General features: G+C 66.8%; 19 protein-coding genes. 11 read left to right on the top strand and 8 right to left on the bottom strand.

Annotated elements, in window-relative coordinates; all coding sequences use genetic code 11:
• Window positions 1-71 precede the first annotated feature (71 nt).
• The 3 genes from ACO07I_RS18365 to ACO07I_RS18355 form a co-directional block, all read right to left on the bottom strand.
• Window positions 72-2,402 (bottom strand): xanthine dehydrogenase family protein molybdopterin-binding subunit, encoded by a 2,331-nt coding sequence (locus ACO07I_RS18365; RefSeq protein WP_422009823.1) that lies wholly within the window; start codon window positions 2,400-2,402, stop codon window positions 72-74.
• Window positions 2,403-2,491: 89 nt separating this feature from the next.
• Window positions 2,492-3,130: an NIPSNAP family protein gene (locus tag ACO07I_RS18360; protein ID WP_422009822.1), complete on the bottom strand. Its 639-nt coding sequence runs from the start codon at window positions 3,128-3,130 to the stop codon at window positions 2,492-2,494.
• Between the two features lie 13 nt (window positions 3,131-3,143).
• Window positions 3,144-4,328 (bottom strand): mandelate racemase/muconate lactonizing enzyme family protein, encoded by a 1,185-nt coding sequence (locus ACO07I_RS18355; protein WP_422009821.1) that lies wholly within the window; start codon window positions 4,326-4,328, stop codon window positions 3,144-3,146.
• Window positions 4,329-4,582: 254 nt separating this feature from the next.
• Between ACO07I_RS18355 and ACO07I_RS18350 the strand changes: the two genes are divergently transcribed.
• Window positions 4,583-4,834 carry a hypothetical protein gene (locus ACO07I_RS18350; RefSeq protein ID WP_422009820.1) on the top strand — a complete coding sequence of 84 codons (252 nt, stop codon included), beginning with the start codon at window positions 4,583-4,585 and terminating at the stop codon, window positions 4,832-4,834.
• 200 nt (window positions 4,835-5,034) lie between these two features.
• A complete protein-coding gene (locus ACO07I_RS18345; protein ID WP_422009819.1) occupies window positions 5,035-6,057 on the top strand; it encodes a hypothetical protein in 1,023 nt (340 codons plus the stop codon).
• 25 nt (window positions 6,058-6,082) lie between these two features.
• Here the strand turns inward: ACO07I_RS18345 and ACO07I_RS18340 are convergent, their stop codons facing one another.
• Both ACO07I_RS18340 and ACO07I_RS18335 read right to left on the bottom strand, forming a co-directional pair.
• Complete coding sequence (locus ACO07I_RS18340) at window positions 6,083-6,946, bottom strand: transglutaminase family protein (protein ID WP_422009818.1); 864 nt, start codon at window positions 6,944-6,946, stop codon at window positions 6,083-6,085.
• Between the two features lie 11 nt (window positions 6,947-6,957).
• Complete coding sequence (locus ACO07I_RS18335; protein ID WP_422009817.1) at window positions 6,958-8,043, bottom strand: sensor histidine kinase; 1,086 nt, start codon at window positions 8,041-8,043, stop codon at window positions 6,958-6,960.
• A 548-nt stretch (window positions 8,044-8,591) separates the two neighbouring features.
• On the opposite strand from ACO07I_RS18335, the gene groL reads away from it, so the two are divergent.
• From groL to ACO07I_RS18290, 9 genes are all read left to right on the top strand, one after another.
• Window positions 8,592-10,250, top strand: coding sequence for a chaperonin GroEL (gene groL, locus ACO07I_RS18330; RefSeq protein WP_422009816.1), 1,659 nt, complete (start codon window positions 8,592-8,594; stop codon window positions 10,248-10,250).
• Window positions 10,251-10,298: 48 nt separating this feature from the next.
• Window positions 10,299-10,838, top strand: a complete 540-nt coding sequence (locus tag ACO07I_RS18325) for a hypothetical protein (RefSeq protein WP_422009815.1) — start codon at window positions 10,299-10,301, stop codon at window positions 10,836-10,838.
• A 77-nt stretch (window positions 10,839-10,915) separates the two neighbouring features.
• Window positions 10,916-11,329: a hypothetical protein gene (locus ACO07I_RS18320; RefSeq protein ID WP_422009814.1), complete on the top strand. Its 414-nt coding sequence runs from the start codon at window positions 10,916-10,918 to the stop codon at window positions 11,327-11,329.
• A gap of 126 nt (window positions 11,330-11,455) precedes the next feature.
• Window positions 11,456-12,133 (top strand): hypothetical protein, encoded by a 678-nt coding sequence (locus ACO07I_RS18315; RefSeq protein WP_422009813.1) that lies wholly within the window; start codon window positions 11,456-11,458, stop codon window positions 12,131-12,133.
• Between the two features lie 47 nt (window positions 12,134-12,180).
• The gene (locus tag ACO07I_RS18310; RefSeq protein ID WP_422009812.1) at window positions 12,181-13,032 is read left to right on the top strand and encodes a sulfite oxidase heme-binding subunit YedZ; all 852 of its coding nucleotides are present in this window, start codon (window positions 12,181-12,183) and stop codon (window positions 13,030-13,032) included.
• A 12-nt stretch (window positions 13,033-13,044) separates the two neighbouring features.
• On the top strand, window positions 13,045-13,731 hold the full coding sequence (gene modB, locus ACO07I_RS18305) for a molybdate ABC transporter permease subunit (RefSeq protein WP_422009811.1): 687 nt from the start codon (window positions 13,045-13,047) through the stop codon (window positions 13,729-13,731).
• Window positions 13,728-14,789 carry a molybdenum ABC transporter ATP-binding protein gene (gene modC, locus ACO07I_RS18300; protein WP_422009810.1) on the top strand — a complete coding sequence of 354 codons (1,062 nt, stop codon included), beginning with the start codon at window positions 13,728-13,730 and terminating at the stop codon, window positions 14,787-14,789. The genes modB and modC overlap by 4 nt, the downstream gene beginning before the upstream one ends.
• Window positions 14,790-14,843: 54 nt before the next feature.
• Entirely contained in the window at window positions 14,844-16,466 is a 1,623-nt protein-coding gene (locus ACO07I_RS18295; RefSeq protein WP_422009809.1) for an FMN-binding glutamate synthase family protein, read from the top strand.
• Window positions 16,467-16,535: 69 nt separating this feature from the next.
• Window positions 16,536-17,765 carry a PLP-dependent aminotransferase family protein gene (locus tag ACO07I_RS18290; RefSeq protein ID WP_422009808.1) on the top strand — a complete coding sequence of 410 codons (1,230 nt, stop codon included), beginning with the start codon at window positions 16,536-16,538 and terminating at the stop codon, window positions 17,763-17,765.
• A 120-nt stretch (window positions 17,766-17,885) separates the two neighbouring features.
• On the opposite strand, the gene ACO07I_RS18285 is transcribed toward ACO07I_RS18290, so the two are convergent.
• From ACO07I_RS18285 to ACO07I_RS18275, 3 genes are read right to left on the bottom strand one after another with little or no spacing between them, the layout of a single operon-like run.
• Complete coding sequence (locus ACO07I_RS18285) at window positions 17,886-18,305, bottom strand: VOC family protein (RefSeq protein WP_422009807.1); 420 nt, start codon at window positions 18,303-18,305, stop codon at window positions 17,886-17,888.
• 14 nt (window positions 18,306-18,319) lie between these two features.
• Window positions 18,320-18,952 (bottom strand): YceI family protein, encoded by a 633-nt coding sequence (locus ACO07I_RS18280; RefSeq protein ID WP_422009806.1) that lies wholly within the window; start codon window positions 18,950-18,952, stop codon window positions 18,320-18,322.
• Window positions 18,953-18,977: 25 nt separating this feature from the next.
• Entirely contained in the window at window positions 18,978-19,514 is a 537-nt protein-coding gene (locus ACO07I_RS18275; protein ID WP_422009805.1) for an SRPBCC family protein, read from the bottom strand.
• Window positions 19,515-19,592: the final 78 nt, after the last annotated feature.

Raw genomic sequence — 19,592 nt, 5'->3', positions numbered from 1 at the left:
GGCGCTCAAGCTTCGTCGTTAAACGGGATGAGCGCCACTGGAATGGCGCGCTCCGTTGAGCGGCTTCGTCGCTAACCGCCGTTCAACGCCCGCCACACCTTCTCCGGCGTGGCCGGCATGTCGATGTGCTTGCCGCCCAGCGCATCGACGATGGCGTTCATGATCGACGGCAGCGCGCCCGCACAGCCCGCCTCGCCGCAGCCTTTGACGCCCAGCGTGTTGGTCTTGGCCGGCACGGGATGGCTCTGGATCGTGAAGCTCGGCGCATCCTGCGCCCGCGGCAGGGCATAGTCGGTGAACGAGCCGGTCAGCAGCTGGCCCTGCTCGTCATAGACGGTGCGCTCCATGATCGCCTGGCCCAGCCCCTGCACGACGCCGCCATGCGCCTGGCCCTCGACCAGCAGCGGATTGATGACCGTGCCGAAGTCGTTGACCATGAAGTAGCGCACCAGCTCGATCGTGCCCGTCTCGGGATCGATCTCGACCTCGCAGACATGACAGCCGTTGGGGAACGACGAGGGCGGCGTGTCGGAGACATGCGCGACGTCGAGCGTCTGCGGCACGTCGTCCGGCAGCGCCAGACCGTCGCGCAGCTTCTGCGCCAGCTCGAGGAGGCCGATGCTGCGATCGGTGCCGGCGATCTTGAAGCGCCCTTTCTCGAACTCCATGTCGGCGACCGACGCTTCGAGCACGTGCGCCGCGATCTGCTTGCCCTGGTCGATGACCTTCTTGCTGGCTTCGAGGAAGGCTTCCGCGCCCACCAGTGCCGAGCGCGAACCGCCGGTGCCGCCGCCGGCCTTGAGCTGGTCGCTGTCGCCCTGCAGCAGCTTGAAGCGTTCGAAGGGAATGCCCAGCAGGCCGGTCAGCACCTGGGCGAAGGAAGAGGCATGGCCCTGGCCGTAGTCGAGCGTGCCGCTCAGCATCGTGACGCTGCCATCGGACTCGAAGCGGATGCCACCATGCTCCTTGCCGGCCGGCGCCGTCACTTCGAGATAGCTGCCGACACCACGGCCGCGCAGCTTGCCGCGCCGGGCACTCTCTTCCTTGCGGGCCGCGAAGCCGTCCCAGTCGGCGATCTGCAGCGTCTCGTCGAGGATGGCGCGGAACTCGCCCGAATCGTAGAGGTTGTTGGCCGGCGACTTGTACGGCATCTGCTCCGGCGCGATGTGATTGCGCCGCCGCAGCTCGATGCCGTCGATGCCCATTTCACGCGCGGCCGTGTCGATCAGGCGCTCCATGAAATAGTTGCCCTCGGGACGGCCGGCGCCGCGATAGGCCGCGATCGGCGTGCAGTTGGTGAAGACGATCTTGGAATTCACCTCCATGGCCGGCGTCCGGTAGACGTCGATCAGGTTCTTCACCGCGTTCGTCGTGGCCGGCATCGGCGGATAGATGTAGGCGCCGGCATTGCCGTAGCCGGTCAGTCGCACGGCGAGGAACTTGCCGTCCTTGTCGAGCGCCAGCTCGGCGATCCTCTCGTGATCGCGGCCGTGATGATCGGACAGGAAGCTCTCGGACCGCTCGTCGGTCCATTTCACCGGACGGCCGAGCTTCTTGGCCGCCAACAGCAGCGGCGCATACTCCGGATAGGGCGGCGCCTTCATGCCGAACGAACCGCCGACATTGCCGGTGAGCACGTGGAGCTTGTCGGGCGTGACCTTGAGCACGTCCTTGGCGAGGCCGCCGCGCAGGCCGAACACGCCCTGGCAGCCGACGTTCAGCACCCAGCGGTCCTTCTCGGTATCGTAGGAGCCGATCGCCGAGCGCGGCTCCATGGCGTTGACCACGATGCGCTGGGAATCGATCTCGAGCCGCGTGACGTGCGCGGCCTCGGCGAAGCCCTTGGCGACCGCCTCGGCGTTGCCGAAATGGAAATCGAGCACGAGGTTGCCCGGTGCATCCTCATGGATCTGCGGCGCGCCCTCGGCCAGCGCCGCCTCGGGGCTGGTCACGGCCGGCAGTTCCTCGATATCGAGCATCACGGCTTCGGCGGCGTCCTTCGCCTGGACCGCCGTCTCCGCCACCACGACGGCCACGACCTCACCCACGAAGCGAACCTTGTCCTTGGCCAGCGACCAGCGCGGCGGCGTCTTCATCGGCGTGCCGTCCCTTTGCGGGATGTTCAGCGGGCACATCAGCGGGCCGAAGCCCGCCTCGTCGAGGTCGGCGGCCGTCAGGATCATGAGCACGCCGGGCAAACCCTTCGCCTCGGACGTGTCGATGCCCTTGAGCATTCCGTGCGCGTTGCGGCTGCGCACCATCACCGCATAAGCCTGGCCCGGAAGATTGATGTCGTCAGTGTAGCGGCCCTGGCCGCGCAGCAGGATCGGATCTTCCTTGCGCGTCACCGGCTGACCGACGCCGAACTTCACGAAGGCAAGACTGTCGTCGAACGTATCCATGCGCCGGTCCTCGCAATTTCCAAGCCACCACCCCCGGGAATCGCTCCCCGGGGGTGTTCGTTTCGGCCGTCTCGTTTGTGTCGCTTGTTCTACTTCAGCGGCGAGTAGTTGGTCGGCAGCAGCAGGGTGGAGTGCATCTCCTGCAGCTTGGCCGGGCCCTTGGCCAGATAGGCCTGCCACGCCGGATCCTTCATCGCCGCGGCGCGGGCCTCGAAGCGCTCCTGCAGGTTCTTGTAGCGCCAGAGATGGATCCACTCGTTGGGCTGCGGGAACTCGCCGGTCCAGGCGCCCCAGATCGGCGAGTACTTCTCGCGCGCCGCCTGGACTTCCTTGAAGTCCTTGCCGTACTGCACCGCGCCACCCAGGCCGCAGCGATAGATGCGCAGCTCGTAGATGTTGCCGGTGGTGCCGTCGTCCGGCCTGATGTCGACCACGGGGTTCATCAGGCGCAGGTCCTGACGAACCACGCAGGTCCGCACGATCGGCAGGTACTTCTCGGTCCAATCCTTGTTCTTCTGCAGCTCGGTGCGGAGCCGCGTGCGCTCCTCGAAGCTGTCGTACTTCCACAGATGCCAAATCTGGTTCAGCGCGCCGAACTCCGACGTCCAGTAACCGTGGTTAACGCCGTAATTGTTGCCGCGCGCCGGGCGGCCGATCGTCTCGGCGGCCTTGAGATATTCCGGCATCTTGCCGGGCGCCAGCGTGTAGGTGCGAAACTCGTAGACCATGTCTTCAGTCCTCTCAGGGATGCGGGTTCTTCGGCGGATGCGCCTTGACCGCCTCCTCGTTGATGTCGGCACCCCAGCCGGGCCGGGTGGGCACGATCAGTTCGCCATTCTGGATCACTGGCGGGTGAGTCACCAGATCGTCCTTCCACGGCACGTCGTCGATATCGATTTCCATGATGCGGAAGTTGGGCATGGCGGCGCAGAGATGCGCGCTCATCAGGGTCGACATGTGGCCGTAGAAATTATGCGGCGCGCAGTTGATCTCATAGGCCTCGGCCATCGACGCGATCTTCAGCGATTCCGCGAGCCCGTTCCACGGCACGTCGATGATCGCCACGTCGATCGAGCGGTTCTCGAAGTAGGGCCGGAACTGGCGGCGGCCGAACAGCGATTCGCAGGACGCGATGGGCATCGAGGCGCGGTCGCGGATCAGGCGCAGCCCCTCCGGATCGTAGGAATCGATCTCCATCCAGAAGAGATTGTAGGGCTCGCAGGCCCGCGCGACCTTGAGGTAACCCTCGGTCTTGAAGTTGAAGTTGGTGTCGAGAAGGATGCCCATCTCATGGCCGGCGCCCTGGCGAAAGGCCGCCAGCCCGTCGGAGATCGCGCCCAGCACGGCGCCGTCGGCGTTCAGCTCCGGCCCGCCGGGACTGCGACCGAAGCCCGGCTGGTACATGTTCGGCGGATCGAGATCGAAACGGAAGATGTTGGTCTTGAGCGCCTTGAAGCCGCGCTCCTTCACGTGCCTGCCGAGCTTCACCAGATCATCGAGCGAGCGCACTGGCTCGACACCCATGACCTCGGCATTGCGGAACCGGTAGCTGCCGCAATGCGACCAGTAGAGCGGCAGGCGGTCGCGCACCGGTCCGCCGAACAGCTCGCAGACGGGGATGCCCAGCGCCTTGGCCTTGACGTCGATCAGGGCATTCTCGATGGCGGCCATCGCCTGCTGGTTGATGCCGCCAGGCGCCTGGCGGGTGACGGCATAGAGCGTCGACATGATGCGCTCGATGGGACGCGGGTCCTGACCGATCAGGTTCTGCGCCATGCGCCGGATCACGGCGGTGAGGCCGGCGCTGCCATAGCCTTCATTGTACTCGGACCAGCCGACCAGCCCGTCATCGGTCGTGATCTTGAGAAACGAGAAGTGGCGCCATCCGGCGTCGCAATGGAGATCTTCGATCCTGGCGATTTTCATTTTTTCCTCCCGAAGAGTCTGGAGCATAGACCAAGCCGCTGCGCCTTCGGAGGATCCTGATCTTCGCGAATTCCACCGGTCCGGCTCCACCAGGCAGGCCGCGACATCGCCGGCGACAAGTGATGTGGATATCGCGATGAAGAGTGTCGACGGCAGTCTCTCCGATCTGACATAGGGTGACGCAGCGCCCCACGAAGCCGAACGCATCCGGGTGCCGCAAATCGCAGCCGTCGTGAGCAGCCCAGGAGTGGTCAATGTCTACGCCTTCCGTTCCGGACAATCGTGCGCGGGACTTCTGCGCCGCTCTCGCGGAAGAAACGTCCGGCATGGTGCCCGGCGCCTGGCGGATGCTCGATACCGTCGCGGCACGCATGCGTCTCGGCTTCTTCGAAGTGGAGGCTATCGCGAAGGATTGCGCGCGACGGGGATGGACACAGCTCGCCGCCGATACGGTTCGGCTCAAGGATGAAGGCCGGGCTGTCGTCCTCCAGGGCCGGCGCGCCTAGACAGGCGGCTCTGCCGATCGGCAGGGCAACGCCATACGCTCGACAGTTCGGCCCGATCCGTCGTTGAATGCTGGCTCAGCATCTCATTTTGCCTGAGCCACCGCGGGCGCGCGGCCATGCCTCCGATTTGTCACGACAATTCACCGGGCGGCGGCGATTTGCCGATTGTTAATCGAGTGCCGGGAGGGCACGGGCTTGGCATGCGCTCCAACAAGCCGGTGAACATGGACATCGATCAGCTGCGGGGATGGGCGTCGATCATGGACAGGGCCATGATCGTGAGCCTTGTCGCCACCATCCTGGCCGTGTCGGCGCTGGGCATCACGACCTTCCTGTCGTTCCGCTATGGCAGCGCCGTGCGCGCTCACGAACAGTCGGCGCTCGATCACTACAAGGGTCTGGAAAGCCAGGCCGCCCAGCACGAACGCGAAGCATCGGCCGCGCGCGAGAAGCTGGCCGCTCTCGAACGGGAGATCGCCACGGCCCAGGGCCGGGCGGCAACGCTCGAACAGGAGGTCTCGCTCGCCCGGACGCAGGCGGCGACCCTCGCAGATCAGGCGGACAGGGCGCGCGAGCGGGCCGCGGCCTTCGAGCAGGCTGCACGTGAAGCGACCGAGCGGGCCGCGCGGGCGCCGCGCGAGAGCGCGCCCGCCCCCGAACCCGCGCGCAACCCACTGTTCGATGCCGCCGAGATCCGGCGGCGTCTCGCCGACCTTGGCAAGCTGGTGAGGGACGCCACCACCAAGGCGCCGGAAGCCGCCCACGAGCCGCAGCCGGAAAAGGCTGCGCAAGCGTCTCCTCCGGCACCGGCAGAGCCGCCCCCGCCACCGCCGTCGCCCTTCGTCGCGAGCCTGCAACGCTACAGTGGGACCAAGGCCGCCCTGTTCCTGCTGGGCCAGATCTCCGACGCACCCGCCATCGGCGCGGCGATTTCCGCCGATCTCGGCCAGGCGGGCTGGGCGCCTGAAACCTGGACCTGGGGTGGCGTGGCCGGCATCTACGGCGTCGTCGTACTGGTCCGGGACGGCAGCGATCCGGCGACGCACGAGGCCGCCGCCGCCCTCGTGGACGCGCTGGGCGGGGCCGGCTTCAACGCGAGCAAGGGAGACTGGCCGGCCAACTGGGGCCGCTTCCGCGGTACCCTCAACGGGCCCCAGACACCCAGCCCGACCGACGCCGCCATCCGAATCGTGGTCGGAGAGAAAGCCCGCAAGGCGCCCTGATCCCGGCAATCGTGCGACGCCGCCTTCAGAGAGGCGTCACACTGAGATCGACCCAGAGGCCACGATAGGAATCGCTGGCGCCGATGAAATCGCCCGACACCGGCGTCACCTGCCAGATCTCGCGCGCCACCGCGACCGGGATGAGGTTGGATCCGCCGACGCTGCGGTTGGTGGGGTCGAAGGTGATCCAGCCGGCGCCAGGCACATAGACCTCGGCCCAGGCATGGGTCGAATCGGCTTCGTAGTTTCCCGTCGCTCGATCGGGCCTGAAGAGATAGCCCGAGCAGAGGCGCGCGCCGAAGCGCAGGCAGCGCGCGGCCTCGACGAACAGCACCGCCAGGTCGCGGCACGAGCCCAACCCGCGCGCCAGGGTCTCGAGCGGCGATTGCGTGCCCTCGCTCTCGCGGCTCTGGTAGCGGATCTGCTCGGCGACACCTGAACTGAGGTCCTTCAGGAGCGACAGCGTGTCGGTCGGGTCGCTGCGCACGAACCTCTTCGCCCAGGCCAGAAGCGCGGCGTCGGGATCGGCATATTGCGGCACCACGAGCGCGCCGAGGTCGGTCCAGTCGGCGCTGGTGTAGGCGAAGGGATAGCGGGTCGCGACGGCGGCGATGTCGAACACCGGCCACGGATCGACGCCCAGCGTGAGCACCGCCTCGCTGTCGACCACCAGCCGGTCGGTGAGACCCTCGAAGCCCGCCGTCGCCACGGCATTGCCGAACACGTCATGCGCCCAGGTGATGCTGGCCGCCGGCGTCACCGTGACCTCGTGCGACACCAGTCGCAGTTCGCGGCTCTCGCGCGGCCGCAGCATCAGCCGGTGCGGTCCCAGCCGGACGGGCGTGTGATAGCGATAGGTGGTGCGGTGGCGAATCCGGAGGGTGAGCAAAGGGACCTTCGTCAGCCGACCGGGAACGTGACCTTGAAGCACGAGCCACGACCGATCGGATTGGCATGCGTCGTGAGTGTGCCCTGCAGCTGCGCCACCAGCGCGTTCACCACCTTCATGCCGAGGCCCAGACCCGACGGGGCCGCGGCATCGAAGCCTGCCGGCAGGCCCGGCCCCTCGTCGAGGACACAGAGCTCGTACGCGCCTTCGGCCCGCCGGTGGAAGGTGATCGTGACCGGGCTGCCGGCATGCTTGCGCGCGTTGGTGGCCAGCTCGTTGACGATCAGGCCGATCGGCAGCACCTGCGCTTTCGGCACGTCGACCTCGTCGGCGCCCTCGAGCCTGATCTCGCCGCCGACGCTGCTCGACAGCTCCTCGCAGAGCCTGCGGAGATGGGCCGCGATCGGCACACGGCCGGCGGTTTCCTGGGTCGAGAAGCTGCGATGCACGCGCGCCACCGACAGCACCCGGTCGGCGGCCGCGCGCAACTGCTGCACCACCTCGGGCGACTCCGACGCCCGGCTCTGCAGCTGCAGCAGGCTCGCTACGAACTGGAGGCTGTTCATCGCCCGGTGGTCGACCTCGCTGGCCGTGATTTCGGCTTGAGCCAGCGCACGCCGCGCCGCGAGCCGCATGGCCAGCAGGTCGGTCGCGATGCCCCCCAGCGCACGTAGCTGACGGACCTGCTGCTCGTCGACCTGACGCGATCGCCGGTCGATGACGCACAGCATGCCGAGTTCGTACCCGTCGGGATCGTGCAAGGGGATGCCGGCGTGGAAGCCGTTCGTGAACTCGGCTCGCAGCCAGGGCATCATGACCGGCGCCGCAGGATCCTCCCCGCGGCAGGCCTGCGTCGCGTCAAGCCCATGATGCGATTTGAAGAATACGTGCTCGGCACCGATGAAACCCAGGATCGCGATCGGCGCATTGAAGAGGTCGGCCGCCAGCGCGGTGATCCGGTCGAAAGCCGGCTCGGGGGCGGTGTCCAGTATCCGGTACTGTTCGATTGCCGCGAGGCGCGCCGCTTCCAGGCCAGCCCGTCCACCGGGCGGAAGATCGGCCCTCGCGTCCAGCTGAGTTGGGACCAGGTGCAACATGAGCGCTGTCTTGCCCCGGTAACGCAGGAGAGGATTCTCGATGCGCCGCGATAGGTAGCGAACATACGCCCAAACGGCCGCGGAGTCCGGCCGAATCGCTACCGTCGTTCGACACCAAACCCGCCCGTGAGCAGCATCGCCCCCGTATCCAGGCGGCCGATCTCATTCGCCCCCGGAGCGTTGCCTACTCGCTCGATACTCTTTGAGAGCGCAAAGAGCGCATTCCCAGAGCCCTCGCGCCGCGTTCACGACCTGTACGTCGTGAAAACTCTCGAGGCGCAGGTATCTCCCTTGAGCGTCCTGCTCGGCCTTTTCGAGGCGCTCCAGCTCCGGATCAATCCTGTTCATGACCACTCAAAGCGCTGCGGGAATCGACGTTGCACATGTTTTGAAACATCGCCTCAGGCCCCTGGAGCGGGCGACTCGAAAGAATATCCTCGCCATTGGCCCTCTTCGTCACCATCTTGTGAGCAGGCGCCGCACCGCGGCCCGATCAGGTCTGCCGGCCAGACCGACCCATTCAGAACACCTCTCGGGGGCGAAACGCCATGTCCGCTAAGGAAGTCCGCTTCGGCGGCGACGCGCGCACGCGCATGATGCGCGGGGTCGACATGCTGGCCGATTCCGTGAAGGTCACGCTCGGTCCCAAGGGCCGCAATGTCGTGCTGGCCAAATCCTACGGCGCGCCGCGCATCACCAAGGACGGCGTCACCGTCGCCAAGGAGATCGAACTCACCGATCGCTTCGAGAACATGGGGGCGCAACTCGTCCGCGAGGTCGCGACCCGCACCTCCGATACGGCGGGCGACGGCACCACCACCGCCACCGTGCTCGCGCAGGCGATCACGCGCGAAGGCCTGCGGTCGGTTGCCGCCGGCATGAGCCCGATGGAGCTCAAGCGAGGGATCGACCTCGCCACCGACTGGGTGATCGAGGAGCTGAAGCGCCGCGCCCGCAAGGTTTCGACCAGCGAGGAGATTGCCCAGGTCGGCACCGTGTCGGCGAACGGCGACAAGGGGATCGGCAAGATGATTGCCGAGGCCATGAAGAAGGTCGGCAACGAGGGCGTCATTACCATCGAGGAGGCGACCACCCTCGACTCCGAGCTCGAGATCGTCGAGGGCATGCAGTTCGATCGCGGCTTCCTGTCACCCTACTTCGTGACCAATGCCGCCAAGATGAGCTGCGAGCTCGAGAATCCCTACATCCTGATCCACGACAAGAAGCTCAGCGGACTCTCGACCGTGCTGCCGCTGCTCGAGCTGGTGGCGCAGTCGGGCCGGCCGCTGCTGATCATCGCCGAGGACATCGACGCCGAAGTGCTGGCCACCCTGGTGGTCAACAAGCTGCGCGGCGGCCTCAAGGTCGCGGCCGTCAAGGCGCCGGGCTTCGGCGATCGCCGCAAGGACATGCTGGGCGACATTGCCATCCTCACGGCCGCGCAGGAGATCTCCGAGGATCTCGGCACCAAGCTCGAGGGCGTGACGCTCGACATGCTGGGCACCGCCAAGCGCGTCCACATCGACAAGGACAACACCACCATCATCGACGGCGCGGGCAAGAAGAAGGACATCGAGGCCCGCGTGGCGCAGATCCGCGCCCAGGTCGACAAGGTCGAGTCCGACTACGATCGCGAGAAGCTGCAGGAGCGCCTGGCCAAGCTCGCGGGGGGCGTCGCCATCATCAAGGTGGGCGGCGGCTCGGAGTTCGCGGTCAAGGAGAAGAAGGATCGCGTCGAGGACGCCATGCACGCGACCAAGGCGGCGGTCGAGGAGGGCGTGGTCGCCGGCGGCGGGGCCGCGCTGCTCTACGCCACGCGCGCGCTGAAGGACTGCCGCGGCGCCAACCCCGACCAGCAGGCCGGCATCGACATCGTGCGCCGCGCGCTGCAGGCGCCGGTGCGCCAGATTGCCCAGAATGCCGGGCACGACGGCTCGGTGATCGCCGGCCACATGCTCGAGCAGAAGGACGTCAACTTCGGCTTCGACGCCCAAAAGGGCGACTATTGCGACATGATCAAGGCCGGCATCATCGACCCGGTGAAGATCGTCCGCACCGCGCTGCAGGGCGCCGCCTCCGTGGCGGGCCTGCTCGTCACCACCGAGGCGATGATCGCCGAACTGCCCGGCGAGGGCGGCAGCCCCGGCGGCATGGGCGGCGGCGGCATGGGTGGAATGGGCGGCGGCATGGGGGGCATGGGCTTCTAGCCCGTGCCCTCGCCGTCGCGAACACGTGAACTTTACGCCGGAGGCCCCATGACGTTGCGTCCGGAGTATTCGCTCGGCCACTCGGCCTACAATGGCTTCCTCTTCGGCTCGCTGGGCCAGGACGCGGCGGGCACGGAGGTCACTGTGCTCTCCGCCCTGTCGCGACTCGGCATCGATCCGTGGCAGGAGGCGGCGCGTCTCGCCGCCCTGCCGCGCGACGCGGCGGCCGAGGCATTGGCTGCCACCATCCTTCGACTGCCCGACAGGACGGCACCGGCAAGCGAGGCCGCAACGATCGCGGCCCGCCTGGTCGCGTTGCTGCCCGAGGGCGCCGTCGCCGCCATCCCGCAGACAGAAGAGGCCCGCGCCTCGCTGAAAGCCGCCATCCTGTCCGAACGGACGGGCCAAAAGACAAAGCGGATGGCGCCCTCGGCGACGACGCGCGGCGATTCCCCCAGGCCGAAAGCAAGTCTTGCGAGCTGGCTGATGTGGGGAGCGCTCGCGCTGGCGTTCTATTTCCTGCTCGTGCAGCTCACGCCCAGCCGCAACCTCGAATCCGAGGGACAAGAGTTCCGGCAGAACTCCTGAAGGCGCTCGACCCTGCGCCCGCTCCTGCAGCGGCACGCGCGCATCTCCCGCTGAACTCCCCACACGACCTGGTGCCCATGACCGTTCTTCCCGACTATGCGCTGGGCCGGGCCCGCTACACGGCCTTTCTGTTCACCGTCGTCGGCACCGAAAGGAGCGACGCTGAGAACAGGGGCGAAGACATCACCGTCCTCACGGCGTTGGCGCGTATCGGAATCGACCCTTGGCAGGAGGCGGCGCGGCTGGCGCTCCTGCCGCGCCTCGAAGCGGCAAAGTCCCTGGCCTCGACCTTCGTCAATCTGCCCGACACGCGCTGGACCCTGGGCGACGCCGCAGGCACCGCCTACCGCATCATCGACACGCTCCCCCCGCTGAGCCGCCACGGACCTGCTCCCCGTGCTTCCCGGATATTCCTCAACTGGCGGTTCTGGGTCGCTGCGGGTCTCGCCCTGGCCCTGCTCGCGCTGATCTATTTGGGAGGCCGTACCTGACAAGCGCCTGTTGATCGCCCGGCCACGTCGCCGGCCCGAAGGTCGCAGGCGCACCGGGAGATGTCATGCGCGGCCGCAAGATGTTAGGTTGAGCAGGCGCCCGGCGCAGCCACGACAGGAGTTATGATGCCCCTCCTCGGCAAGGGAATGCTGCTCACGTTCACCGACGTGTCGGCGCGGGACGAGCGCGACTACAACGAGTGGTACAATCGCGAGCATATCGACGATCGCGTGAACCTGCCGGGGTTCCACCGCGGCCGGCGCTATGCCGCGGTGCGTGGCACGCCCCGATTTCTCGCCGTCTACGAATGCGACAGCGTCGATGTCCTCGGCACGCCGGACTATTTGCAGACGCTGGACAATCAGACGCCCTGGAGCCAGGCGGTGATGGCCCGCTTCACGCACTTCAAGCGCCTGACGCTGCGTATCCAGGTCGACCAGACACATGGCGTGGGCGCGGCGCTCGCAACGGTGCGCTTCGTGCCCGATCCGAGGCGACGCAAGGCGCTGGTCGAGTTCCTCTCCACCCAGATCCTGCCGAAGCTGATCTCGCGGCCGGGGATCGTGGGCGCGGCGGTTGGCGAGAACGATCTCGAGGTGATGCACGCGCCTCTGCAGGACAAGAGCATGGATCATCCCCGGGCCGACGAATCCGAATGGGTCGCCCTGATCGAGGGCGCCGACGCGGCAGCCGTGGGCGCCGCCGCGCGCTCCCTGTTCACGGTCTCGCGGCTCCGTCCCTACGGCGTCGAGGCGGCACCCGCGATCGCCACCTGGCGCTTCCTGTTCGGCAACCAGCGATGACGCATCTTTGACCCGCCGTTGATCGCGCAATCGCATAGGGTCGCCGCGTGTCCAATCAGCGAATCATCTTCTGGCTGAGGCTCGCGACGCTGGTCGCCCTCTGCCTGCCCGCCCTCGACCTTGCCTGGCGCTGGTACACCGGCGATCTCGATCCACGGCCCGTGACGCTCGCCACGCATGCCACCGGCGACTGGGCCGTCGCGTTCCTGCTCGTCTCGCTGGCGCTGACGCCGGCGCGCGCCGTCTTCGACTGGTCTCCGCTGATCCACATCCGGCGACGGGTCGGCGTCGCGGCGGCCCTCTATGCCACAGCCCACCTGCTGATCTACGTGCTCGATCAGAAATGGAACCTGATCGTCGTCGCCACGGAGATCGTGAAGCGCTTCTATCTCACCATCGGCTTCGTGGCCCTCCTCGCCCTCGTGGCGCTGGCGATCACCTCGACCAATGGCTGGCAGAAGCGGCTGAAGCGCAACTGGAAACGCCTGCACTGGCTGGTCTATCCGGCGGTCGCGCTGGCGCTCCTGCATTTCTTCATCCAGTCCAAGGTCAAGATCGGCGAGGCCGCCTTCGCCGCCGGACTGTTCGCCTGGCTGATGCTGTGGCGCGTGCTGCCGTCGAGGCTCCGCACGGGCTTCGGCGGCCTGTTCCTGCTCGCCGCCTCCGCCACGCTGATCACGGTCGTGTTCGAAGCGTCGTGGTACGGGCTGGTGAACGGGATCGATCCGATGCGCGTGCTGGCCGCCAACCTCGATCCCGAGCTGGTGCCGCGGCCGGCGCAGAAGGTGCTGGCGGTCTCCCTGCTCGCGATCGCCCTGGTCGCGTTGCGGCGCGGGCTCGCTGCGGCGACCAGGCTCTGGACGCAGCGCTATATCCGAAGGACTATATCGCCTTCCTGATCGGAAGAGGACATGACTCCGGACGAATGGACGGCCGTACGGCTGAGCCTCCTGATCGCCACGACGGCGACGCTCTGCAGCCTGCCGTTCGGCATCGCCATCGCCTGGCTGCTGGCGCGCCGACGCTTCTGGGGCAAGAGCCTGCTGGACACGCTGGTCCATCTGCCGTTGATCCTGCCGCCGGTCGTCACCGGCTACCTGCTGCTCCTGTCCTTCGGCCGGCGCGGCCCGATCGGCAGCTTCCTCGCCGACGAATTCGGCATCGTCTTTTCCTTCCGCTGGACCGGTGCGGCGCTGGCCTGCGCCGTCATGGGCTTTCCGCTGCTGGTGCGCGCCATCCGCCTGTCGATCGAGGCCGTGGACCAGCGCCTCGAAGCGGCCGCGGGCACGCTGGGCGCCCATCCGCTCTGGGTCTTCGCGACCATCACCCTGCCGCTCTGCCTGCCCGGCATCATCGCCGGCGCGATCCTGGCCTTCGCCAAGTCGATGGGCGAATTCGGCGCCACCATCACCTTCGTGTCCAACATCCCGGGCGAAACCCAGACGCTGCCGGCGTTGATCTACACCCTGACCCAGGTGCCGGGTGGCGACGCCGCAGCGATGCGGCTTACCCTGGTGTCGATCGCCCTCTCCATGCTGGCGCTGCTCGGATCCGAGCTGTTGGCCAAGCGCATCGGCGCGCGGCGGCAGACGGCATGAGTCTCGAGGTCGACCTCGACCACCGGCACGGCGCCTTCAGGCTCCAGGCTCGCTTCACCGCCGCGCCCGGACTGACGGCCCTGTTCGGCCGCTCGGGCTCCGGCAAGACCAGCCTGGTCAGCATCGTCGGCGGGCTGATCCGTCCCGACCGCGGTCGCGTCGCGATCGACGGCCAGACCCTTGTCGACACCGAACGCCGTCTCTTCGTGCCCGCGCATAAAAGGCGCATCGGCTACGTCTTCCAGGACAGCCGCCTGTTCCCGCATCTCAGCGTGCGGCGCAACCTGCTCTACGGGCGCTGGTTCGCCCGCGGCGAGGGCGGCGCGGCGGCCGATCTCGGCGGCGTCGTCGAGCTGCTGGGCATCGGCCATCTGCTGGAGCGCCAACCCGACTCGCTGTCGGGCGGCGAGAAGCAGCGCGTCGCGATCGGCCGGGCCCTGCTCGCGAGGCCGTGCCTGCTCCTCATGGACGAGCCGCTGGCCTCGCTCGACGAAGCGCGGCGGGCCGAGATCCTGCCCTACATTGAGCGGCTGCGCGACGAAGCCGGCGTTCCCATCCTCTATGTCAGCCACTCGGTCGCCGAGGTCGCCCGGCTCGCCACGACGGTCGTGATCATGGCCGAGGGCACGGTGACGGCAGTCGGGACGGTTCAGGACATCCTGCCGATGGCCGACGCCGCCGACGGCGGCGCGGTGCTGGACGCGAGGATCGTCCGCCACGACGAGCCGTTCCACCTGTCCGTCCTGGAAACCGCCGCAGGGGAATTGCAGGTGCCGCGGCTCGAGGCGGCCATCGGGGCCCCGGTGCGCGCCTATATCCGGGCGCGGGACGTGATGCTCAGCCTGCAGCGGCCCGAGGAGATCAGCGCGCTGAACGTGCTGGCCGGTCACGTCGTGTCGATCGCACCGACCGCAAGCGCGCAGGCCGATGTCCGCCTGGACTGCAACGGCGCCATCCTGATGGCCCGCCTGACCGCCAAATCAGTCGAGCGGCTGGCCCTGGCTCCCGGGCGGTCGGTTTACGCAATCGTCAAGAGCGTGTCATTCGAACGCAGTTAAGTGCGATAGAGTGGCTTCGGGCGATCGGCCCGCAATGAAGCCCGAGGGAGCCGAATGAGATCCTTACCGCTGCCGCTCACGCCGCGATTCATAACCTGGACGCTGGCGACCGCCTTCGCCGTGCTGCTCGGCGTCGCCTGGGCCGTCGATCCCCGCTCCTGGTGGATCGGGATCGGCTTCGCGCTCGCCCTCTTCCTGACGCTCGTCGGCCTCCACGACTATTTCCAGACGAAGCACGCGGTGCTGCGCAACTATCCGATCGCGGCGCACCTGCGGTTCATCTTCGAGGCGATCCGGCCCGAGATGCGCCAGTATTTCTTCGAAGGGGACAAGGACGGGCTGCCGTTTCCGCGCGACCGGCGCGCGATCGTCTATCAGCGGGCCAAACTTGTGCTCGACGTGCGGCCGTTCGGCACCAACTACGACGTCTATGCCGAAGGCTACGAGTGGATGACGCACTCGATCTCGCCCACGCCCGTCAGCCGGGAGCCGTTCCGCATCGCCATCGGCGGACCGGACTGCACGCAGCCCTACTCCGCCTCGATCTTCAACATCTCCGCGATGAGCTTCGGGGCGCTCAGCGCCAATGCCATCCGTGCCCTGAACGGCGGCGCCAAACTGGGCGGCTTCGCACACGATACCGGCGAGGGCGGCTACAGCCCCTACCACCGCGAGGGCGGCGGCGACATCATCTGGGAAATCGGCTCCGGCTACTTCGGCGCGCGCAACCCCGACGGCACCTTCTCGGCGGAGAAATTCGCCGCCGGTGCGGCCAACCCGCAGGTCAAGATGGTCGAGCTGAAGCTCAGCCAGGGCGCCAAGCCGGGCCATGGCGGCGTGCTGCCCGGCCCCAAGGTGAGCGAGGAGATCGCCCTGACGCGCGGCGTGCCGGTCGGCAAGGACTGCATCTCGCCCTCGCACCACACCGCCTTCACGACGCCGATCGAGATGATGCAGTTCATTGCCGAGATGCGTCGCCTGTCGGGCGGCAAGCCGGCCGGCTTCAAGCTCTGCGTCGGCCACGAATGGGAGTTCCTGGCGATCTGCAAGGCGATGCTGCAGACCGGTATCTATCCCGATTTCATCGTCGTCGACGGCAAGGAGGGCGGCACCGGCGCCGCGCCGATGGAATTCCTCGACCATGTCGGCAAGCCGATGCGGCAGGGGTTGCATCTCGTGCACAATGCCCTGGTCGGAATCGGCGCCCGCCACCGCATCAAGATCGGGGCGGCCGGCAAGATCATCACGGCCTTCGACATCATCCGCGCCATGGCGCTGGGGGCCGACTGGTGCAATTCGGCGCGCGGCTTCATGTTCGCGGTCGGCTGCATCCAGTCGCAGTCCTGCCACACCGACCGCTGTCCGACCGGCGTGGCCACGCAGGACCCGACCCGCCAGCGCGCCCTGGTCGTGCCCGACAAGATGGAGCGGGTGGCGAACTTCCACCGCGCCACCCTGCAGGAGCTGGCCGAACTCACCGCCGCCGCGGGCCTCGACCATCCCACCGACTTCAAGCCCATCCATATCACCCGCCGCGTCTCGCCGAGCATCGTGGCGACCTATGCCGACCTCTATCCGGCGCTGGCCGAGGGCGAGCTCGTGTCGGGCACCAGCGACAAGCGTTGGCGGCGGGCCTGGGACATGGCCCATGCCAATTCGTTCCGCGCGACGGCCTGATCCGGCGCAAATCTGTTGCGAATCCTCTTTGGTTGGCCCAGCAATTGGCCAACCAAAGAGGAAACGACCATGACTGCTCCGTTCGACTTCGCGCCCCTGCTGGCGCCCGGCACGCCCGCTCCCGCCGCCAAGTGGAACGGCTTCCCCAAGTATAATTTCATCGGCGGCCATAACGATGCCGGCAACGTGCCGGTGCAGGCGCTGATCGATGCGGCGACGGCCGTGCTCAAGCGCGAGGGCGCGACGCTCGCGACCTACGGGCTGAACAGCGGCCCGCTGGGCTACAAGCCGCTGCGCGAGTTCCTCTCCGCCAAGCTCAAGGACCATGCCGGCATCGAGTGCGCCTCGGACGAGATTTTGATCACCTCGGGCTCGATGCAGGGCCTCGACCTGATCAACAGCCTGCTGGTGACGAAGGGCGACACCGTCATCATCGAGCAGGAGACCTATGGCGGTGCGCTGACCAAGCTGAACAAGCTCGGCGCCAACGTCGTCGGCATCCCGCTCGACGGCGAGGGGCTGCGGCTCGACGTGCTGAAGCAGAAGCTCGAGGAGCTGAAGCAGAAGGGCATCAAGCCCAAGTACATCTACACGATCCCGACGGTGCAGAATCCGACCGGCGCCATCATGGGCGAGGCGCGCCGCGCCGAGCTGCTGAAGATCGCTGCCGAGTACGGCGTGATGATCTTCGAGGACGAGTGCTATTCCGACCTGATCTGGAGCGGCAAGCGCCCGCGCTCGCTCTACGCCATGGCCAAGGGCGAAGGCGTCATCTTCATCGGCTCCTTCTCCAAGTCGATCGCGCCCGCGCTGCGCGTCGGCTACATCGTGGCCAAGTGGGAAATCCTCGGCCGAATCCTCGGCCTCAAGCAGGATGCGGGTTCGGGCGCGCTCGAGCAGATGGTGCTGGCGGAGTTCTGCACCCAGCATTTCGCGGACCACGTGCCGAAGCTCAACAAGACGCTGGCGGCCAAGCTGCAGGTCCTGCGGGAGGCGCTGGCCGAGCAGTTCGGCACCGCCGCCGAGTTCGGCGATCCCGAGGGCGGCATCTATCTCTGGATCAAGCTGCCCGACAACGTGGACACGACGAAGCTCGCCCAGGCGGCGCTGGCCGCCGGCGTCTCGCTCAATCCCGGCCAGGAATGGTCGACCAACAAGGAGTATGCCCGCTCGCGCCTGCGGCTCTGCTTCGCCAACCCCGAGCCCGAGACGATCCGCAAGGGCGTCGAGGTCCTGGCCGATGTCTGCCGCCGCGAATTCGGCGTCCCCCTGCGCTCGTCCAACGTCGAGAAGAAGTAATTCTTCCTTCGTAATCAGAAACGATCAATGGAGCGCGCAACTCCAGTTGCGCTCATCCTTTGTCCAGCGACGAAGCTTGAGCGCCACTGGAGTGGCGCGCTCCATTGCGAGGCCTAGGCCTCACATCTCCTGCGGCACCATCACCATCCACGAGACGCCGAACTTGTCGGCGACGCAGCCGAAGCGCGGCGAGAAGAACGTCTTGCCGATCGGCATCTGGATCTGACCGTCCTTTGCCAGTGCCTCGAAAGCCCTGTCGGCCTCCGCTTCGGTCGCGACATCGAGGGCCAGAGAGAATCCCTGGAAATTCGTCTTGCCGTCACCGGCCATGCCGTCCGAGCACAGGATCATCGCGTCGCCGATCCGCAGGCTGGCATGCATCACCGCCTCGGGATTTACCTTCATGTGTTCCATGGCGCCGGCGTCGGGATTCTCCTTGAAGCGCATCATCATCTCGACCGTGGCACCAAGCCTCTCCTGATAGAAGGCGAGCGCCTCCTCGCAGCGGCCGTTGAAAAACAGATAGGGCTGGACCGCCATTTCATCCTCCTTGGCTAAGGGTTCCGCTCGAACTCGGTATCGATCTGGATCTGGATGGGATCGGTGAACAACGGCGGCAGCCCGTAATCCTGCGGATTGATCGTCGCGACGGCATGAACGCCGATGCGCGGCCTGCCCTCGAATCCCTTGCCTGCACCGCCCAGCTCGACATCGAAGGTGACGGGCCGGGTCTTGCCCATCAGCGTGAACTGCCCCTCGACCTTGCCGCGCGTCTTGTCGACCGGCTTGAACGACGTCGAGACGAAGGTGGCTTCGGGAAAGGCCTTCGACTTCAGGAAATTGTCGCCCGCCAGCTCCTCGGCGAAGCCCTTCACATTGGTCGTGATGGAGGCCGTCTCGACCGAGGCCGAGAGCTTCGATTTCTCGATTGCCGCGGGATCCCAGGTGAGCGAGCCCTTGGCGCGATCGAAGCGGAACACGCTCTGAGAATAGCCGATATGGGAGACGCGGACGATGACGGCCGTGTGCTGCTCGTCGAGCGTGTAGGTGCCGGCCGTTGCCAGCGCGATGTCGCGCTCCGCCGCGAAGACTCCCGGCGGCAGGGTTCCCGGCGCTGGCGCCTGGGCCACCGCGGCCGTCGAGCCCATCGCCAGAACGACGGCAAGCGTGCGCAGCATGCGGTTCATATGATCCTCCTCGATAAGTGTGACTTCACTTCTCGACGACGGTCTTCAGCTTCGCCAACCCTGCCGCGAAATCCCGGCCGATCATGTCGTCCATGTCCAGGAAGGTGCCGACCAGCTTGGTCATGAAGGTGCTGGGACCGTACATCGCCCAGGTGACAATCGTCTGGCCGCCCTTCGGTTCCACGATCAGCTCAGCCATGTTGTGACCTTCGAAGGGCTTCAGGAAGTCGAGCTTGATCACCACCCTGTGCGGCGGCGTCGAATCGACGATCTCCATGCGGCCCTTGCCGACATTGTCGTTGCCGTCCCATTCGTAGACGGCCCCCTTGCCGCTGTCGGCGCCGCTATAGGCTCGCTTCATCGCAGGATCGCGGCCCTCATAGGGCGACCACTCGGTCCAGCGCTTCAGCCCATCGATGTAGGGGAAGATCTTCTCGGCCGGCGCATTCATCGCCGTCGAGCGCTCGACGCGAAACGAATCGGGCCGGGTCGCCGCGTAGATCAGGATCGCCGCAATGGTCGCCAGGACGACGGCACCGACGATTGTCAGTATTTTTCGCATCGGCTCACACCGTCATTAGTTAACCATCACGTTAACACTTAGGGCGATACGATGGCTGCCGTCAATGATCTATGGCCA

It is taken from the genome of Reyranella sp., assembly GCF_965227665.1.
GTDB lineage: Bacteria > Pseudomonadota > Alphaproteobacteria > Reyranellales > Reyranellaceae > Reyranella.
The sequence above is the reverse complement of the archived record's forward strand: the minus strand, read 5'-3'. Positions and strand labels throughout refer to the sequence as shown.

Bases quoted from the DNA above. Each gene is read 5' to 3' on its own strand.
- modB (WP_422009811.1), top strand. From the start codon at position 13,045: ATGACTCCGGACGAATGGACGGCCGTACGGCTGAGCCTCCTGATCGCC.
- ACO07I_RS18285 (WP_422009807.1), bottom strand. From the start codon at position 18,305: ATGGCGGTCCAGCCCTATCTGTTTTTCAACGGCCGCTGCGAGGAGGCG.
- ACO07I_RS18280 (WP_422009806.1), bottom strand. From the start codon at position 18,952: ATGAACCGCATGCTGCGCACGCTTGCCGTCGTTCTGGCGATGGGCTCG.
- ACO07I_RS18325 (WP_422009815.1), top strand. From the start codon at position 10,299: ATGACGTTGCGTCCGGAGTATTCGCTCGGCCACTCGGCCTACAATGGC.
- ACO07I_RS18365 (WP_422009823.1), bottom strand. From the start codon at position 2,402: ATGGATACGTTCGACGACAGTCTTGCCTTCGTGAAGTTCGGCGTCGGT.
- ACO07I_RS18290 (WP_422009808.1), top strand. From the start codon at position 16,536: ATGACTGCTCCGTTCGACTTCGCGCCCCTGCTGGCGCCCGGCACGCCC.
- ACO07I_RS18275 (WP_422009805.1), bottom strand. From the start codon at position 19,514: ATGCGAAAAATACTGACAATCGTCGGTGCCGTCGTCCTGGCGACCATT.
- ACO07I_RS18295 (WP_422009809.1), top strand. From the start codon at position 14,844: ATGAGATCCTTACCGCTGCCGCTCACGCCGCGATTCATAACCTGGACG.
- ACO07I_RS18360 (WP_422009822.1), bottom strand. From the start codon at position 3,130: ATGGTCTACGAGTTTCGCACCTACACGCTGGCGCCCGGCAAGATGCCG.
- ACO07I_RS18350 (WP_422009820.1), top strand. From the start codon at position 4,583: ATGTCTACGCCTTCCGTTCCGGACAATCGTGCGCGGGACTTCTGCGCC.
- ACO07I_RS18315 (WP_422009813.1), top strand. From the start codon at position 11,456: ATGCCCCTCCTCGGCAAGGGAATGCTGCTCACGTTCACCGACGTGTCG.
- ACO07I_RS18320 (WP_422009814.1), top strand. From the start codon at position 10,916: ATGACCGTTCTTCCCGACTATGCGCTGGGCCGGGCCCGCTACACGGCC.
- groL (WP_422009816.1), top strand. From the start codon at position 8,592: ATGTCCGCTAAGGAAGTCCGCTTCGGCGGCGACGCGCGCACGCGCATG.
- modC (WP_422009810.1), top strand. From the start codon at position 13,728: ATGAGTCTCGAGGTCGACCTCGACCACCGGCACGGCGCCTTCAGGCTC.
- ACO07I_RS18355 (WP_422009821.1), bottom strand. From the start codon at position 4,328: ATGAAAATCGCCAGGATCGAAGATCTCCATTGCGACGCCGGATGGCGC.
- ACO07I_RS18345 (WP_422009819.1), top strand. From the start codon at position 5,035: ATGCGCTCCAACAAGCCGGTGAACATGGACATCGATCAGCTGCGGGGA.
- ACO07I_RS18335 (WP_422009817.1), bottom strand. From the start codon at position 8,043: ATGTTGCACCTGGTCCCAACTCAGCTGGACGCGAGGGCCGATCTTCCG.